The organism is Streptomyces sp. NPDC050564, from assembly GCF_044457265.1.
Classification (GTDB): domain Bacteria; phylum Actinomycetota; class Actinomycetes; order Streptomycetales; family Streptomycetaceae; genus Streptomyces.
Map to the genome: position 1 here is coordinate 128674 of NZ_JBITGS010000014.1, position 15577 is coordinate 144250.

The following is a 15577-nucleotide window of genomic DNA, read 5'->3' on the forward strand; positions in this document are numbered from 1 at the left end:
CTCAGCTCCCCCCGCCATCGGTCTCGCCGGCCCGGAAGACCGGCAGCACCAACTCATCGTCGTAGCACTCGAATTGAAGCCGTACGGCCATCCCGATGCGCACCTTGTCGTATGGCACCCCGACCACGTTGCTCACGATCCGCACGCCCTCCGCCAGCTCGATCAGCCCGACCGCGTAGGGAGGGTCGAAGGCCGGGAAGGGAGGGTGGTGCATAACGACGTACGAATAGAGCGACCCCTGGCCGCTCGACTCCACCGTGTCCCACTCCAGGCAGCCGCACGCGCCGCACCCCGGCAGCCAGGGAAACCGCAGGCTCCCGCACCCCTCGCACCGCTGGATGAGCAGCTTGTGCTGCTCGACGCCTTCCCAGAACCCGGCGTTGTCCCGGTTGACGACCGGCCTCGGCCGCGTGGCCCTCGGCTTGCGGCGGGCCGGCGCGTACTTGAGGATCCGGAAGCGGTGCGTCCCGGCCAGTTCACCTCCCGCGCGCACATTCATCCGCGTCGTGACGAAGTGCCCCGTCCCCAGCTTGGTCGTCTTGCGCTCGGAAACCGACTCGATCACCGCGTCGAAGGTGATCTCGTCCCCGGGGCGCAGGGGGCGGACGTACTCCTGCTCGCAGTCGGTGGCGACCACCGAGGTGCACCCGGCGTCGTCGAGCAGCCCCAGCAACTCGTCGTACGCGTCGGAGCGGCCCGCGTGACCGGAGAGACCGCCCATGGTCCATGCCTGGAGCATGGTGGGCGGCGCTATGGCGTTGGGCCCTGCGTACGCCGGATTCGTGTCGCCCATCGCCTCGCACCAGTGCCGGATCATCGGCTCGTTGACCGGGTCCTTGCCCACGCCCCCGACGGCCGCGATCTGCCCCTCGTACCCCTTCAACCGCACCGCCAGTTCGTCCAATTCGTCGCTCACCGCCGCCCCCTCGTCATCCCGAGCCGCATCGTCGCCACGATCTCCCGCTGCACCTCGCTCACCCCGCCCCCGAACGTGTTGATCTGTGCCGCCCTGTTCATCCGCTCCAGCTCGCCGTCCCCGAACACCCCCGGCGAACCGGAACGCACCAGCGCGTCCGCTCCCACAATTTCCTGACACATTCGGTACACCGCGACCGCGGATTCGGTTCCCATGACTTTCACGCCGCTCGCGTCGCCCGGCGCCAGTCGACCGGCGCCCACATCGCCCACCAAACGCCAGTTGAGCAGGCGTGATGCCGCCAACCGGGCGTGCACTTCAGCCAGCCGGAATCGCACCCACGGCTCGTCAATCCGGCGCCGACCCGTCGCCGGATCGGGTGTACGCGCCGCGTCCAGCGCGGCCGCGTAGAAGTCCTCGGCCTGCATCCCGATCGCGGCGAGCGCGACCCGCTCGTGGTTGAGCTGGCTGGTGATGAGCCCCCAGCCGCCGTTCTCCTCGCCGACCAGGTTCGCGGCCGGGACGCGGATCCCGTCGTAATAAGTGGCCGTGGTCGTCAGCCCACCCACCGTCTCGATCGGCGTCCACGAGAAACCGGGCGCGTCCGTGGGCACGAGAAGGATCGAGATGCCCTGGTGCTTGGGCGCGTCCGGGTCTGTGCGGCAGGCGAGCCAGATCCAGTCGGCGTTCTGGGCGTTGGAGGTGAAGATCTTCTGCCCGTCGACGAGCCAGTCGCCGTCACCCCCGCGATCGCCGTCCCGCACGGCGCGTGTCCGCAGGGAGGCGAGGTCCGTCCCCGCGGAGGGCTCCGAGTATCCGATGGCGAAGACGAGTTCCCCGCTCAGGATGCGCGGCAGGAAAAGGTCCTTCTGTTGCCGGCTTCCGTACTTCATGAGTGTCGGCCCGACGGTGTTCAGCGTGACCATGGACACCGGCGCGCCGGCCCGGTACGCCTCGTCGAAGAACACGAACTGCTCGTCCGCGCCGCGCCCCTGGCCTCCGTACGCGACCGGCCAGCCGAGCCCGAGCAGCCCGTCGGCGCCGATGCGGCGCAGCAGGGCACGCTGCCGTCCGTGGTCGTCGGCGGGCGGCGGGCCCTCGGGCATCAGGTCCCGGAAGTACGTACGGAGCTCGGCGCGCAGCCGCTGCTGGCGCTCGGTGGGGGCGAGGTGCACAGCGGCGGCCCTCCCGGACCTCGTACGAACAATGGTTTCTGACTGTCCGTCAGATACCGCCGCCTGTCAAGGTCGTCGGAGGCGCCCCACGTCGCCCGCCCGCAAGCGCGTCCGCCGTCTCGCGTACACGTCTGCGCGGCGGCACCGAAGTGCCGCCGCGCAGACGCGTTACCACCCCACAGAGCACAACCCCGCACAGGGGTTTCCGGGCCGATGTGAGCGCACCGGCCCCCGGCTCACCAGAGCTTGGTGAAGTTGACGACGGTGTTCGACTGGTCGATGGCCGTGAACCAGGAGCCGTTCACCTGAGCCGTGTTGCTCTGGTTCGAGGCACGGGAGCCGACCGCCTGCTGCTGAGTGGTGGAGGAGTTGCCGTAGTTGTCGTTGCCGACCCCGCTGCCGCTGATGGTCGCCACTCCCGCGTTCGATCCGTCGTCCGCGAAGGCGCCGTTGTCCGCCGCCGCGACACCCGTGAAGAGGGCGGCCGCGAGGGGCAGGGCCGCGACGGCGGCGAGAACGCGGGCGGTACGGATGCTTGCCATGTGAATTCCTCCATAACCGGTTGTACGCACCGGCGGTGAACCGGGATGTACGTGAAATACGGCTTGTTCCCAGGCAGTTGGCCGACCGCCTCGGAGTTGTTCACGACGTCGCGAGTCCAGAGTTGCCCACCGAATCCCCGGCGAACCACCCCGGAAGGCATGATTCGCCCTCAAGCGTGATGACATGTCGATAAACCCCCTTCACACCCACTCCGCCCCCACAAATCCCCTGCTCAGCCCCCGGCGGGCGACACAACCCAGGCGCCGCAAGTGCCGAAGCGTTCCGGCACATTTTCGGCCAATCTCACCTACCGCCCACCCCGCGCTCTCGCGTGTCCGGCGAGCCCTTTCTTTTTTCGAACACTTGTACGAACATGGAGCCATGGCCACCATCGACCGGCAGGCCACGACCCTGGCCCTGGCCCACGCCCTGTCCGCAGCCGAGCGCGGACTGGCGGTGATCCCGCTGTCCCGAACGAAGCTCCCGGCCCTGCGCTCCCCCCACCGCGACGACCCCGATCCCTCCCCCTGCCACGGCGAATGCGGCCGCTTCGGGCACGGTGTGTACGACGCCTCGACCGACCCGCGGCGCATCCGCGAACTCTTCGCCGCCGCCCCTTGGGCCACCGGCTACGGCATCGCCTGCGGACTCCATCCGCACCACCTCATCGGCATCGACCTCGACACCAAATCCGGTACGGACTCCTCGGCGGCCCTGCGCGAACTCGCGCTCCGCCACCTCTTCACGATCCCGGCCACGGTCGTGGTCATGACCCCCAGTGGCGGCCGCCACCTCTGGCTGAGCGGACCGCCTGACGTGATCGTCCCCAACTCAGCGAGCCGCCTGGCCCCCGGCATCGACATCCGCGGCGCCGGCGGCTACCTCGTCGGCCCCGGCTCACGCACCGAACACGGCGTGTACGCCACCGCTCCCGGCACCGCGCATCTGGCACCGGCGCCCTGCCCGCGCGAACTGCTGCGCCTGCTCATGCCCCCGCCTCGTGCGCACCACTCCACGCCCGCCACGACCGGCCAACACGGCCAGGGGCTGGTCCAGTTCGTGCTCGCCGCCCACGAGGGCCAGCGCAACACGCGCCTCTTCTGGGCCGCGTGCCGCGCCTACGAGAACGGCATCGGCCCCCAACTGACCGTCCCCCTTGTCGAAGCCGCCGTCCAGACGGGCCTCACCGAACGCGAGGCTCGCTCGACGATCGCGTCGGCGGCGCGGATGACGGCCCCGTCGCCCCGCCACCGCGGCTGACCACCCAACGGCCGAGGCCGGCGCGGCTCAGTGCCACGCCGGCCTCGGCCGGAGCCATGGGTCGGTCGACGAGCCGGCCGACGGGTCGGCCGACGAAGCGGTAGCCGAAGTTGCCTCTACCGACCGGGCCGCCGAGGGTGCCCGGGTGAAAGCTGGTGGCACCGGTGCCGGTGACACCCGACGAGCCGGTCGCCGGCTTCCAGACGCGGCCCTTGCAGTGGTCTTCGCCATTGCCGCCCACGTAGACCTCGGGGCTGCCGTTCCCATCGGCGTCGAGTACGGCGGCCGCGACACCGAAGTGGTCCTCGTTCTCCGACGTGCTGGGTATGCCCATGGGGGGGGGGACAAGAGTTGCACCCCTCCCTAGATGCTCGAACAGGCGCATCATTCTTAGCCGTGGCCGAATACACCTTCTCAATACGGGACTTGGGCACAGCAGCCGGTCCAGATACGGCAGCTCCGCCGCCCTGTCGTGCAGCTTCAGCCACCGGTTACCGACACGGCGTTTCCCACGCGTGCCGCGTCGGGAGTCGTGTCCGGTGGATCACCAGCAGGGAGAAGTGGTCTCGATCGCCTCGGGTGATCAGGACGGTGTCGTCACGACCGGAAAGGAGTCGATGTGCACGACCCGGTCGTCGATGACCAGTCGTGGCGGTAGTTCTTCCCAGGCACTGGAGTCCAGGCCGACACGGTCGACGCGTCCGAGATGCTCGGTCAGCGCGGTGGCCAGGCTGGGCAGCTCGGCGCCGATGTCGCGGGAACGCGGCCACCATGCACCGTCGATAACTCCCTGACAGGCATGTGTGGTCTCCAGCCGCAGGAGGGCTCCAGGTTTCACGGCATGGTGAATTGCGTCCGGCAGAAGCTTCGCTTCGCGGGGTGTCGGCGTCGGACATGGCGTGCTCACACGTCTGCAGGGTTCGGTATGCGCTCGCTGATCGCCTGGGATGACGTCTGGCGGCTGCCGGTTTCACCGTACTCCGTGTGCCCACGTCCAGGCTCACGCGCGCCGCCGATCCAGACCCGGGTTCCCGATGAAATGGCAGGTCACGCACGGGTTCACCGGACCGTGCCCGGAGTACAGTAGAGGTGCCGGGAGTACTTCGCGCACCGGCTCTCACGCCGGTGTCGTTCTCGGCGAGCAACAACGCCGGGACGTCGAAGACAAGCCCCGGGGACAGGTTCGCGCCATGACCGCGACCATCGACCGTATGACTACCAGTGAGCGCGTGACCTCACCACCGGTCCGCCTGTCTCTGACTCCGGCGGGGTCCGCCCCGGGTCTCCTGGACGGCGCCTGGTGGCCTCGCTCTCGCGATCTTTCCCGTGAACTGCCCGCCCTCATCGACGTGCTGGACGCGCGCTGGGGCCGGATTACGCGTGTCACGGTGAACCCGGCCCACTGGCCCGTGATCCCTCACAAGGTGCCCGTGGCGGGGCACACGGTGCACGTGGGCTGGTTCGCCGACGAGCAGGACCCGCACAAGCTGATCCTGCTCTCCTACACCGCGGGCCGCTGGGACCTGCTGGTGATCCCGCCGGAGACCGGTGCGGCTGCCGCCGCCCGACTGATGGCCGCCGCAGCCACCCCCAACGGGCTCGCCACCGCCAGCGCTCTGATGGCGAACGAGGACACCTCCCGCGAGGCGAAGGAGTCGCTGGACCGAGAAGAGGAGTGGGAGACCGAAGGCGGGCATGCCGCAGCGGCGGCCGAGAACCCGAACCCGCCCGGATCTATGAGCTCCGCCCGAGGGAGGTGAGGACGTGGAGATCGCCATCACCTCGCCGTGGACACCACGCACACGGCAGAGCCGACGCGGTCCTGGCTGGCAGCCAGTCAGTCCTCCGTGCAGGACCTCACACAGACGGACGAAATCTGAGGCGAGGACCCTCGTCGGCGCCTGGCACGATTGGGCGGCAGTCATGGCAACACTCCACGAGCGGAAGCACTACCGCGAAGCGATCATGAAGGCCCTGTACGAGGCCACGGAAGGCAATCGTCTCCTCGGCGTCACCGGGGCGAAGCTGCACGACGACCTCCAGGTCCCCGAGCAGGATCTGGCCGCCGCCTGCGCATATCTGGTCGGCGAGGGACTCATCACCGTCGACTGGGCCCAAGGAAACACACCCGCGATGGTCACACTGACACATCAGGGAATCCGGCTCATGGAGGTCGAAGAGGAGGAACGCGGCTGACACGGCGCGGGCCCCATCCGGTCAGGGACCGCATGGCAAAAGGGTCTCCTGGGATTGGTGACGGCTCTGGTTCCAATCCCCCGTCGTTTGAACAACCGGTCTGCGAGCGCAGGATTGAGTCCGTCCTTGTCATGTCTAGTACTGAGATTTATATAGTCAAATAGGCGATGTTGCCATGTTGCATCCCGCCTCGGGAAAGGGAGTGACTGATGATGCTTATGCGAACCGACCCCTTCCGTGAGTTCGACCGACTGACCCAGCAGCTGCTGGGCGCCGCCGCGAGGCCGGCGGCAATGCCTATGGACGCCTTCCGGGAGGGTGACATCTTCGTGGTCGAACTGGACCTGCCCGGTGTGGATCCCGAGACGATCGACCTGGACGTCGAGCGGAACGTGCTGACGGTCAAGGCCGAACGCCGCCCCAGCGCGGGTGAGAACGCCGAAGTACTGATCGCGGAGCGGCCGACCGGCTCCTTCAGCCGCCAGTTCTTCCTCGGGGAGACCCTGGACACCGAACGCATCGACGCCGCCTACGACGCCGGGGTGCTTCGGCTGCGCATCCCGATCGCCGAACAGGCCAAGCCCCGCAAGATCGCCATCACCGGCGGAAACACTCCCAAGCAGATCCGCGGCTGAGCCCCACTCTTCGATACCGAGTTGATAGATCGTCAGAACCTCGTCAGCGTGTTCGGGACCCATGGCCACGATGCGAACGCCGTTTGGGGCAGTCACGCCTGCTCCGCCGGGGCGATCTCGTCGATCAGGCCGCGAATGCGCTTCTCGATCTCGTCACGGATGGGGCGGACGGCGTCGACTCCCTGTCCGGCCGGGTCGGGGAGCTCCCAGTCGAGGTACCGCTTGCCGGGGAAGACGGGGCAGGTGTCGCCGCACCCCATGGTGATGACCACGTCGGACGCCTGGACGGCCTCGACGGTGAGCACCTTGGGTACCTCGGCGGAGATGTCGATGCCCGCCTCCGACAGTGCTTCGACGACAGCGGGGTTGACCGTGTCGGCGGGTGCGGACCCGGCGGAGCGGACCTGTACGCGGTCGCCCGCAAGGTGCGTGAGGAACGCAGCAGCCATCTGTGAGCGTCCGGCGTTGTGGACGCAGACGAACAGGACGGACGGCAGCGCGGCGGGAGTGTTCATGGCTGGTGTCTTTCTCGGCAGGATGGGTCAGGGGAGGGAGGGAGCCGCGAGTTCAGGTTCGCCCTGAAGAGGGACAGCGTCGGTCTGCACGGCTGCCGAGCGCCCGAACACTACGGTCACCAGCCCCAGTCCAAGCGCGGCACCGACTACCTGCGCGGCGATGAACGGGGCGAGCGAGCCCGGCGCGATGCCGGCGAACGTGTCCGTGAAGGCTCGGCCGACGGTAACCGCCGGGTTCGCGAACGAGGTGGAGGACGTGAACCAGTACGCCGCGCCGATGTAGGACGCCACGGCGACTGGGCCGAACTGGGCGCGTCCGGTCCGGGCCAGTCCGGAGATCAGCAGGACAAGCCCGGCGGTCGCGACCACCTCGCCCAACAACAAGTGACCGGCGGAACGGTCATGGGTGGACCACTGCACCAGCGGCTTGCCGAACATGGCATCGGCCACGATCGCCCCGACGACAGCCCCCGCGGTCTGGGCCGGGACATAGGCGGCTACGTCCCGTCCGGTCAGCCCGTCTCTGCTGCGGCGGCCGGTGAGCCAGGCGGCGAGCGTCACGACAGGGTTGAAGTGGGCCCCGGAAACCGGCCCCAGCAGGGCGATGAGCACGCCCAGGCCGAAGACGGTGGCCAGTGAGTTGGCCAGCAGCTGGACACCGACGTCCCTGGTCAACTCGGTTGCCTGAATCCCGGAGCCGACCACCACGGTGACCAGGGCGGCCGACCCCACAGCTTCGGCGACGGCCCGGCGTCCCAGTGAGGTGCTCACGCGGTCACCTCGGCCGTCTGCGACGTCTTCAGGAACGCGGCGAGCCGGTCGAGGGTGGCGGGCAGGACCCAGTAGTAGACCCACGTGCCCCGGCGCTCGCAGTCGATCAGACCGGCCTGCCGCAGCAGCTTGAGGTGATGCGAGATCGTCGGCTGGGACAGGTCGAAGGCCGGGGTCAGGTCGCACACGCAGACCTCCCCCCCTGCCTGCGAGGCGATCATCGACAGCAGGCGCAGTCGTACCGGGTCGCCCAGCGCCTTGAAAAGCCTCGCCAGCTCTACGGCCTGATCCTCATCCAGAGGCGCGGTCACCAGCCCCGGGCAGCATGCAACGGCCTCGTCGCCCTGCCCGAGCACTACAAGTTCTTGCTTCGACATGCGTCTATGTTGACATCCTTCGATCCAAGTCACAAGCTTGCATCGACAGACATCAATGCAAGCCGATGGGAGCCCTGCCATGTCCCGTGCTCAGCTCGCCCTGCGCGTCAGCGACCTGGAAGCGTCGATCACCTTCTACTCGAAGCTCTTCGGCGCCGAACCGGCCAAGCGGCGCGAGGGCTACGCCAACTTCGCCATCACCGAGCCCCCGCTCAAGCTCGTTCTGATCGAGGGCGAGCCCGGACAGGACACCCGCCTGGACCACCTCGGCGTCGAGGTCGAATCCACCGACCAGGTCAGCGAGGCCACCAGCCGTCTCAAGGACGCCGGTCTGGCCACCTTCGAAGAGAACGACACATCCTGCTGCTACGCCCTCCAGGACAAGGTGTGGGTCCATGGGCCGGGCCAGGAGCCGTGGGAGGTCTACGTCGTCAAGGCCGACGCCGACACCCTCGGCAAGAGCGCCGACCCCAGCGCGACGGGTGACGGGTGCTGCACCAGCCAGGCCGCGGAAGAAGCTCCGACAGCAGCGGGCTGCGCCTGCGGCAAGTGATCGAACGATCTTTCAGGCAGCCTGCTGTCTCAACTCGCCATAAGGGCCGTGCCCCAGTCGTGCCCGATCTGACGGGAACCCACGGGGAACAGCGGGAACCATCGGGCAACAGAACGGCCCCCGACCATTTCACCGGTCGGGGGCCGTTCAACTGCGCGGTGGGTGTGGGATTTGAACCCACGGTGACTCGCGCCACGACGGTTTTCAAGACCGTTCCCTTAGGCCGCTCGGGCAACCCACCCCGCGCCGTCCACGATCGTCGACGGCGCGGGGACAAGACTAGCCGGTCAGCTGTCGCCCTCGCGCTGTCCCAGGGTGACGTCCACGGTCTGGGTCTTGCCGTCGCGCGTGTAGGTGAGCTTGACGGTGTCGCCGGGCTGGTGGGTCCAGATCTCGCCGATCAGGGTCGGGCCGCTGTCGATCACGTGGTCGTCGAGCTTGGTGATGACGTCGCCGGGCTTGAGGCCGGCCTTGTCGGCGGGGCCGTTCGGGGTGACCGCGTCCGAACCGCTCGCGCCCTGCTCGGTGATCTTCGCACCGCCGGTGCCCTCTTCGAGGGAGACCGAGGCGCCGATCACCGGGTAGACCGGCTTGCCCGTCTTGATCAGCTGCTGGGCCACGTGCTTGGCCTGGTTGATCGGGATCGCGAAGCCGAGGCCGATGGAGCCGGACTGGCTGGCGCCGCCGAGGCCGCCGCCGCTCGACGACTGAATCGCCGAGTTAATGCCGATGACCGCACCCTGCGCGTCAAGAAGAGGGCCACCCGAGTTGCCCGGGTTGATCGAGGCGTCCGTCTGCAGGGCGCTCATGTACGAGGCCTTGCTGCTGGCGTTGCCGTCGCTGGAGGCCACCGGACGGTTCTTGGCGCTGATGATGCCCGTGGTCACCGTGTTCGAGAGACCGAAGGGCGCGCCGATCGCGATGGTGGAGTCGCCGACGGCCACCTTGTCGGAATCACCGAGGGCGAGCGGCTTCAGGTCCGACGGGGCGTTCTTGAGCTTGATGACCGCGACGTCGTAGCCCTGCGCGTGGCCGACCACCTCGGCGTTGTACTTCTTGCCGTCGGGGAAGGTAGCGGTGAGCTTGCCACCGTCGACCGCGTCCGCCACGACGTGGTTGTTGGTGAGGATGTGGCCCTGAGTGTCGAACACGAAGCCGGTGCCGGTGCCGCCCTCGCCGCTGGTGCTCTCGGCCTCGATGGTGACCGTGCTCGGCAGCGCCTTGGCGGCCACGTTCGCGACCGTCCCCGAGGCGCGCTTCACATCGCCGCTGCTGCTCGGGGCGGAGACCGTCGTCGAGTCGGTGGCGTTGTCGTTGTTCTTGGCCAGTGAGTAGCCGATGCCGCCGCCGACACCGCCCGCGACCAACGCGGCCACCAGGATGGCGGCGACCAGGCCGCCGCGCCCGTTCTTCGGCTTCGGCGCGGGCTGCTGGTAGGAGGAACCCCAGCCGCCGGCCCCCGAGCCGCCGCCGTCCGCGTAAGACGGAACGGCGGGCGGCGGAGGCGGCCAGCCCGCCTCGGCCGCGGAGCCGGGGGCTCCGGTGCCCTGTGCGTGCGGGTCGGCGCCCTGTCCGGCCCCGACGGACGCGTACGCCGGCTGCTCCGCGAGCGCCGGTGCCTGCTCCGGCGCGCCGGGGGCGCTCGGAGGCACCGCCGGGATCGGGGTGGTCGGCGCGCCCCCGTCGGGCGCAACGTTCTGCGCGGAAGCAGCGGGAGTTTCCACCGGCACAGGAGGTGCGGACGGGGCCGGGGGTACTGCAGTGCCCTCGTTCTCGGTGCTCACAGCTCTTCTCCTCGATCCACGGCTGTTGTTCTCGGTCGCACTCGGTCACGCTCACTCACGCTTGTCGACGGCCCGGCGCGATTCAGCTGTGCATGTGCTTTTGTACGCCGTCAGCTTTTCCCACCGGACGTCAGAGCACCATAAGCGGTGCCTGTGGGTCCGGGGCCATCCTTTATAACGGACACGTCTGGCGAAATCGATGCATTCCTGATGTCTCGGACCTCACATCAGCCCCCTGACGGTGGCACCATGACGCGGTGACCCTCGCACGACAGCACCCGATTCAGGTCGTCGCCCACCGAGGTGCCTCCGAAGAGGCCCCCGAGCACACCCTGGCCGCGTACAAGAAGGCGATCGAGGACGGTGCGGACGCCCTCGAGTGCGATGTACGGCTGACCGCGGACGGCCATCTCGTCTGTGTCCACGACCGCCGCGTCAACCGTACGTCCAACGGCCGCGGAGCGGTCTCGGCCCTGGAGCTCGCCGAGCTCGCCGCGCTGGACTTCGGCTCGTGGAAGAACCGCGACGAGTCCCCCGACTGGGAGTACGGCCCCGGGGACCCGCAGGACACCTCCGTCCTCACCCTGGAGCGGCTGCTCGAACTCGTCGCCGACGCGGGGCGCCGCGTCGAGCTGGCCATCGAGACGAAGCACCCGACCCGCTGGGCGGGCCAGGTCGAGGAGCGGCTGCTGATTCTGCTGAAGCGTTTCGGCCTGGACGCCCCCGAGTCCGCCGCCGAGTCGCCCGTACGCGTCATGAGCTTCTCGGCGCGCTCGCTGTCCCGCGTCCGCGCCGCTTCCCCGACCTTGCCCACGGTCTATCTGCTGCAGTTCATCTCGCCCCGACTGCGTGACGGACGGCTGCCGGCGGGTGTCCGGATCGCGGGCCCCTCGATGCGGATCGTGCGCAGTCACCCCGCGTACGTCGAACGGCTGAAACGAGCCGGACACCAGGTACACGTCTGGACCGTGAACGAGCCCGAGGACGTCGATCTCTGCGTTGAGCTGGGCATCGACGCCATCATCACCAACCGCCCGCGCGCGGTGCTGCGCCAGCTGGGCAGCTGACTCCGGCGCACCGCTTCCAGGAAGCCGCCTTCGGAATCCCCGAATCCGTCGTCGAATTCGGGCCACGCCATTACAGGGAGTGCACCGGCGCGTTCGTTCCGTGTTCGATCGTTACGAGTGCGTCAGCAGACGTGGATTGGCCGGTTTCCGGTCCAGTCCAAAGGGGCATTCACACCGTGGCGTGGGGCAAAGGAGGTCTCGGGGGTGGCGTTGGTGGTGGCACAGGAGGTGCCCACGTCGTCGAGCATGGCCGTACCCCATGGCCCTGCGGGCGTGGGGAAAGCAAGACACCGGATGCGTGATCAGCTGCGCTCCGGTGGCGTGGCGGAATCGGTCGTCGACGACGCCGTACTGATCCTTTCCGAACTGCTCAGCAATGCGTGCAGACACGGCAGGCCGCTGGGTGACGCCCTTGCCGGCGACGGCGACGTGCGGGCCGCGTGGCGCATCGACCCGTCCGGAAGACTCACCGTCGAAGTGACGGACGGCGGTGGTCCGACCCGCCCGGTTCCGGCCACGCCCTCGGTCACCGCACACGGCGGCCGCGGGCTGAACATCATCAGGGCGCTCGCCAAGGACTGGGGCGTACGGGACGACGCCCGCGGCGAGGTCACGGTGTGGGTCGTCGTGCAGGAAGACGTGAGTGACACGGCAGCCGCGCGTCGGCGTGACGATTTCGCTACGCGCGTCGCGTCACCGACCGTGTCGGCGATACCCGAGCTGGACTTCGCGGACGCCTTCGACGACCTCGACTGAACCCGACCGCGCCACGCCGAGCGGGCTCGATTCGTCACGACAACAACCTCGGCCGAAGCGTCCGTTCCGGGACGACCCGGTGCGTTGTCCACAGGGTCCCGTCGGCTCTCGCACGAACGGCTAGGCTCGCGCCCGTACGAGACGAGCCGTGATCGGGAGACACCCACGATGGGCAAGAAGCGACCCCAGACGAAGGCCAAGCAGCCGCAGCTGAAGGACGGCGGCGAGATCCCGGTTGTCGGCGCTCGCGAGCCCTGCCCCTGCGGCAGTGGCCGCCGCTACAAGGCCTGTCACGGCCGAGCGGCCGCGCACGCCGTGACCGAGCTGGTGCACCGCCCCTTCGAGGGCCTGTCGGGCGAGGGCGACTGGGTCGCGCTGCGCGAGCTGGTGCCCGCCGCGACCGTCGAGCTGAAGCTCAAGGAGAAGCTCCCCGAGGGCGTCCCCTCGGTCACACTCGCCACCGTCCTGCCGATGGCATGGCCCGCGCTGCGCCGCGACGACGGCTCGGTCCTGCTCGGTCTGCAGAACGACACGGCGTCCGGCGACATCAGCCGCGACCTGGCCGACACCCTCCAGCGCGCACTCACCGCGCAGCCCGGCACTCCGGTGGAGGGCCGCCGCGCCCCGGCCGACGGTCCGCGGCTGCAGGACCTGCTCGACCCCGAAGGCGCGTTCGAGCCAGTTGTGCACGCGGGCTTCGAATTCTGGGTCCCGGACGCGGAGAACGCGACGCCGGAAGTGACCGCCTCTCTGGAGCGGGCCAACGCCGCCGCCATCCCGACCGTGAAGCTCTCCGGGGTCGACGCCGCCTACTGGTGCGAGACCCCCGACAAGAACCACCTCCGCTGGGTCATGCCCCACCCGGAGGAGCAGCTTCTGGACGCGCTGGCCCGGCTGCACGCGGCCGGTCGGTCGAGCCTCGGAGAGGGCACCCGGCTGGTCGGCTCCTTCCGTGCGCACGGGCTCACGGTGCCGGTCTGGGACCTGCCGACGGGCGTCACGGCGGACGACACCGAGAAGCCGGCGGCCGAGTTCGCCGAGCGCCTCGCCACTGCTCTGGCCACGGACGCACCGCTCACCCCGGAGGAGCGGCGCGCGCGCGGCGGTCTCACCAACCGACAGGTGACTCTCAGCTGACACACAGACGGGGGAACTGACCGGCCGGTCAGCCGGTCAGGACCTCACAAACGGGTGACTCCTGTCACAACTCCCCGTTGCGACAGGTAAATCCGTGTCCGAATAGCCGAGATCGAATTTGCGAACCGCCGATCTCTTGTTACCGTTCGAGTAGCCCGGTTGCTGGTGCATCCCCCGTCGCCAGCAACCGGGTCTTTCCATGTGCGCCATCCCTTGCGCCGTCAACGGCCTTGCTACAGGCCCGAGTTGCTCCCCGAGCGCAGCAACAGCGGCCCACGGGCCCCGGCGCCTTTCGCGAACTCCGCGACCGCCGTGTAGGCCCCCGCATCGCCCGTCGTCCGCTCCCTGGGCGTCTCGCACACCCCCGGATCGTCGTCAGCCCCCACCGCGCAGTTGATCTGCACCGTGCGGCCACCGGGTCCCATGACGCTCAGCACGGAGCTCAGCTCGTCGCCGGTCGCGTTGCGGTAGTAGGTGCGTGCCCAGGTGTCCTCACCCTGCGTGAGGACACAGGTCTGCGCCTCGATACCGTCGGGCGAGGACAGTTCGGGTCCGCACCGGACCGCGGTGGCGAGGCCGAGACCGACCAGCAGGGGGGAGCGCGTGGGCTCCGGAGTCTGCGGTCGGTCATCGGCACGCGCGGACCCGCGTACGTCTCCGGGGTCCGCGTCGCCCACGGGGCCGGCGAACGCCACAGCCAGCGGCAGCGCGACGATGAACGCCACGACGCCTGCCAGCGCCACCAGGCGGACTCTTCGGGGGTCTGGGGGCCACCCCACGGAATGACGCAGCATAGGGCGGACGATAACGAGCGGGAGCGGGCGTTCGGTTCGCCGCGCGCCCGACACCCCTACAACTCGGGTGCGCTCACACCCGTACGAGTGAGGGCCTCCACCACGGCGTCCACCACGGCCTCGACATCGGGCACCCAGGGGGCGGCCGAGCCGGGCATCGGGGCGCGCTCCCAGCGAATCTGGCCCTGGCCGGTCTCGGACGGCGGCAGCGCGATGTAGCCGCCCTCGCCGTGGAACCGGAGGGAGCCGGGAACGAAGTCCTTGGCGTAGAGCAGCTCGCCGAGCTGCTCCATGGAGTAGGGCGCGACGAGGATCGACCAGCGCGTGGGGGACGCGACGACGGGGCCGAGGCGCATGCCCTTGCGGTCGAGGGCGTCGAGGGCGCGGGCCGCCGCGAGGGCGGGCAGGCTCACCGCGCAGGGGGCCGTGCCGCCGGTGGCCAGCACGATGGATGCCGACGGTCGGTTGGTCCACCACCAGCGCACCATGCGCTCGTCGGTGGTGGCCGCGAGGAGACCGGGGTCGAAGGGATGGGCGCCGGGCACCGTGCACTCCGGGTCGGGGCATCCGCAGCGGGCGCGCCCCTGCGGGTCCGCCGCCACACCCGGGAGTACGGGCCACCGCCATTCGGTCGCGAAGGTCAGGGCCGCGCCGAGCACCTCAGGCCTCCCATTGTTTCGCCTGGACAGGAGCCTGCGTCGCCTTCCGAGGATCTCGCGCATGAGCGCTCGTTCCTTTCCGTTGCACGCCTGGCAACACCGAGGACCACATCACACCATGTGTCGATCACTTCACTGTGCGTACCTGCTGGCGCATCACACCCCTGCTGGAGGCAAGGGGAACCCCTCTGGGCCGAGCGTTTGGCTGCGTCCGCGTCCATACTGCGTCTATCTAAAGCATGGGCATGGCGTGGGGTGGCGGCGCCTGGCGTTTTACTGTCCCGCGTATTTCTTGCCGCCTCCGCCACGGGAGGATGGGGCACGGTCGTCGGTGGTTAAGACGCCCGGGTCCAGTGCCAGGTTCCGGGCTGATCTCAACCACCCCTGGCCTTCTCCGAGTACGTACCCATCACGACCGCTGTGACGCTCCGTCGAACTA

19 protein-coding genes and 1 tRNA gene are annotated in these 15577 nt (G+C 69.1%); 8 read left to right on the forward strand and 12 right to left on the reverse strand.

Translation table 11 applies throughout. The features are described from left to right. Position 1 precedes the first annotated feature (1 nt). The 3 genes from ACIBK0_RS23090 to ACIBK0_RS23100 all read right to left on the reverse strand — a co-directional run bounded on the left by ACIBK0_RS23090 (position 2) and on the right by ACIBK0_RS23100 (position 2633). The gene (locus tag ACIBK0_RS23090) at positions 2-916 is read right to left on the reverse strand and encodes a bifunctional MaoC family dehydratase N-terminal/OB-fold nucleic acid binding domain-containing protein (protein WP_399082911.1); all 915 of its coding nucleotides are present in this window, start codon (positions 914-916) and stop codon (positions 2-4) included. Further along, positions 913-2091 (reverse strand): acyl-CoA dehydrogenase family protein, encoded by a 1179-nt coding sequence (locus tag ACIBK0_RS23095; protein WP_399082914.1) that lies wholly within the window; start codon positions 2089-2091, stop codon positions 913-915. Before ACIBK0_RS23095 ends, ACIBK0_RS23090 begins: the two co-directional genes overlap by 4 nt. 236 nt (positions 2092-2327) lie before the next feature. Beyond that, complete coding sequence (locus ACIBK0_RS23100) at positions 2328-2633, reverse strand: hypothetical protein (RefSeq protein WP_399082917.1); 306 nt, start codon at positions 2631-2633, stop codon at positions 2328-2330. 382 nt (positions 2634-3015) lie between these two features. Between ACIBK0_RS23100 and ACIBK0_RS23105 the strand changes: the two genes are divergently transcribed. Next, complete coding sequence (locus ACIBK0_RS23105) at positions 3016-3894, forward strand: bifunctional DNA primase/polymerase (protein ID WP_399082920.1); 879 nt, start codon at positions 3016-3018, stop codon at positions 3892-3894. On the opposite strand, the gene ACIBK0_RS23110 is transcribed toward ACIBK0_RS23105, so the two are convergent. After that, a complete protein-coding gene (locus ACIBK0_RS23110; protein ID WP_399082923.1) occupies positions 3818-4228 on the reverse strand; it encodes a hypothetical protein in 411 nt (136 codons plus the stop codon). The genes ACIBK0_RS23105 and ACIBK0_RS23110 overlap by 77 nt on opposite strands. Positions 4229-4477: 249 nt before the next feature. After that, on the reverse strand, positions 4478-4732 hold the full coding sequence (locus ACIBK0_RS23115; protein ID WP_399082926.1) for a DUF5994 family protein: 255 nt from the start codon (positions 4730-4732) through the stop codon (positions 4478-4480). A 352-nt stretch (positions 4733-5084) separates the two neighbouring features. Between ACIBK0_RS23115 and ACIBK0_RS23120 the strand changes: the two genes are divergently transcribed. The 3 genes from ACIBK0_RS23120 to ACIBK0_RS23130 all read left to right on the forward strand — a co-directional run bounded on the left by ACIBK0_RS23120 (position 5085) and on the right by ACIBK0_RS23130 (position 6725). Continuing rightward, positions 5085-5654, forward strand: a complete 570-nt coding sequence (locus ACIBK0_RS23120; protein ID WP_399082929.1) for a DUF5994 family protein — start codon at positions 5085-5087, stop codon at positions 5652-5654. A 163-nt stretch (positions 5655-5817) separates the two neighbouring features. Continuing rightward, positions 5818-6090, forward strand: a complete 273-nt coding sequence (locus tag ACIBK0_RS23125; RefSeq protein WP_399082932.1) for a hypothetical protein — start codon at positions 5818-5820, stop codon at positions 6088-6090. A 209-nt stretch (positions 6091-6299) separates the two neighbouring features. Continuing rightward, complete coding sequence (locus ACIBK0_RS23130) at positions 6300-6725, forward strand: Hsp20/alpha crystallin family protein (protein WP_399082935.1); 426 nt, start codon at positions 6300-6302, stop codon at positions 6723-6725. A 92-nt stretch (positions 6726-6817) separates the two neighbouring features. On the opposite strand, the gene ACIBK0_RS23135 is transcribed toward ACIBK0_RS23130, so the two are convergent. The 3 genes from ACIBK0_RS23135 to ACIBK0_RS23145 are packed head-to-tail and all read right to left on the reverse strand — an operon-like array spanning position 6818 to position 8388. Continuing rightward, positions 6818-7240, reverse strand: a complete 423-nt coding sequence (locus ACIBK0_RS23135) for an arsenate reductase ArsC (RefSeq protein WP_399082938.1) — start codon at positions 7238-7240, stop codon at positions 6818-6820. Positions 7241-7267: 27 nt separating this feature from the next. Continuing rightward, positions 7268-8011 carry an aquaporin gene (locus tag ACIBK0_RS23140; RefSeq protein WP_399082941.1) on the reverse strand — a complete coding sequence of 248 codons (744 nt, stop codon included), beginning with the start codon at positions 8009-8011 and terminating at the stop codon, positions 7268-7270. Then, positions 8008-8388 carry an ArsR/SmtB family transcription factor gene (locus ACIBK0_RS23145; RefSeq protein WP_399082944.1) on the reverse strand — a complete coding sequence of 127 codons (381 nt, stop codon included), beginning with the start codon at positions 8386-8388 and terminating at the stop codon, positions 8008-8010. The genes ACIBK0_RS23140 and ACIBK0_RS23145 overlap by 4 nt, the downstream gene beginning before the upstream one ends. Positions 8389-8467: 79 nt before the next feature. Between ACIBK0_RS23145 and ACIBK0_RS23150 the strand changes: the two genes are divergently transcribed. After that, positions 8468-8941: an ArsI/CadI family heavy metal resistance metalloenzyme gene (locus ACIBK0_RS23150; RefSeq protein ID WP_399082947.1), complete on the forward strand. Its 474-nt coding sequence runs from the start codon at positions 8468-8470 to the stop codon at positions 8939-8941. 156 nt (positions 8942-9097) lie between these two features. Here the strand turns inward: ACIBK0_RS23150 and ACIBK0_RS23155 are convergent. Together ACIBK0_RS23155 and ACIBK0_RS23160 are read right to left on the reverse strand one after the other, a co-directional pair. Beyond that, a tRNA-Ser gene (locus ACIBK0_RS23155) sits at positions 9098-9182 on the reverse strand. A 46-nt stretch (positions 9183-9228) separates the two neighbouring features. Beyond that, the gene (locus tag ACIBK0_RS23160; protein ID WP_399082950.1) at positions 9229-10725 is read right to left on the reverse strand and encodes a S1C family serine protease; all 1497 of its coding nucleotides are present in this window, start codon (positions 10723-10725) and stop codon (positions 9229-9231) included. A gap of 257 nt (positions 10726-10982) precedes the next feature. Between ACIBK0_RS23160 and ACIBK0_RS23165 the strand changes: the two genes are divergently transcribed. From ACIBK0_RS23165 to ACIBK0_RS23175, 3 genes are all read left to right on the forward strand, one after another. Beyond that, positions 10983-11792, forward strand: coding sequence for a glycerophosphodiester phosphodiesterase (locus ACIBK0_RS23165; RefSeq protein ID WP_399082953.1), 810 nt, complete (start codon positions 10983-10985; stop codon positions 11790-11792). Positions 11793-11909: 117 nt separating this feature from the next. After that, positions 11910-12548: an ATP-binding protein gene (locus ACIBK0_RS23170; protein WP_399082956.1), complete on the forward strand. Its 639-nt coding sequence runs from the start codon at positions 11910-11912 to the stop codon at positions 12546-12548. A gap of 168 nt (positions 12549-12716) precedes the next feature. Next, the gene (locus tag ACIBK0_RS23175; protein WP_399082959.1) at positions 12717-13685 is read left to right on the forward strand and encodes a DUF5926 family protein; all 969 of its coding nucleotides are present in this window, start codon (positions 12717-12719) and stop codon (positions 13683-13685) included. A 233-nt stretch (positions 13686-13918) separates the two neighbouring features. On the opposite strand, the gene ACIBK0_RS23180 is transcribed toward ACIBK0_RS23175, so the two are convergent. Both ACIBK0_RS23180 and ACIBK0_RS23185 read right to left on the reverse strand, forming a co-directional pair. Next, complete coding sequence (locus ACIBK0_RS23180) at positions 13919-14479, reverse strand: hypothetical protein (RefSeq protein WP_399082962.1); 561 nt, start codon at positions 14477-14479, stop codon at positions 13919-13921. A gap of 56 nt (positions 14480-14535) precedes the next feature. After that, positions 14536-15201, reverse strand: coding sequence for a bifunctional DNA primase/polymerase (locus ACIBK0_RS23185; RefSeq protein WP_399082965.1), 666 nt, complete (start codon positions 15199-15201; stop codon positions 14536-14538). Positions 15202-15577: the final 376 nt, after the last annotated feature.

Coding starts and splice junctions, on each gene's coding strand:
- ACIBK0_RS23100 (WP_399082917.1), bottom strand. CDS start 2,633: ATGGCAAGCATCCGTACCGCCCGCGTTCTCGCCGCCGTCGCGGCCCTG.
- ACIBK0_RS23105 (WP_399082920.1), top strand. CDS start 3,016: ATGGCCACCATCGACCGGCAGGCCACGACCCTGGCCCTGGCCCACGCC.
- ACIBK0_RS23110 (WP_399082923.1), bottom strand. CDS start 4,228: ATGGGCATACCCAGCACGTCGGAGAACGAGGACCACTTCGGTGTCGCG.
- ACIBK0_RS23120 (WP_399082929.1), top strand. CDS start 5,085: ATGACCGCGACCATCGACCGTATGACTACCAGTGAGCGCGTGACCTCA.
- ACIBK0_RS23125 (WP_399082932.1), top strand. CDS start 5,818: ATGGCAACACTCCACGAGCGGAAGCACTACCGCGAAGCGATCATGAAG.
- ACIBK0_RS23130 (WP_399082935.1), top strand. CDS start 6,300: ATGATGCTTATGCGAACCGACCCCTTCCGTGAGTTCGACCGACTGACC.
- ACIBK0_RS23135 (WP_399082938.1), bottom strand. CDS start 7,240: ATGAACACTCCCGCCGCGCTGCCGTCCGTCCTGTTCGTCTGCGTCCAC.
- ACIBK0_RS23145 (WP_399082944.1), bottom strand. CDS start 8,388: ATGTCGAAGCAAGAACTTGTAGTGCTCGGGCAGGGCGACGAGGCCGTT.
- ACIBK0_RS23150 (WP_399082947.1), top strand. CDS start 8,468: ATGTCCCGTGCTCAGCTCGCCCTGCGCGTCAGCGACCTGGAAGCGTCG.
- ACIBK0_RS23175 (WP_399082959.1), top strand. CDS start 12,717: ATGGGCAAGAAGCGACCCCAGACGAAGGCCAAGCAGCCGCAGCTGAAG.
- ACIBK0_RS23180 (WP_399082962.1), bottom strand. CDS start 14,479: ATGCTGCGTCATTCCGTGGGGTGGCCCCCAGACCCCCGAAGAGTCCGC.
- ACIBK0_RS23185 (WP_399082965.1), bottom strand. CDS start 15,201: ATGCGCGAGATCCTCGGAAGGCGACGCAGGCTCCTGTCCAGGCGAAAC.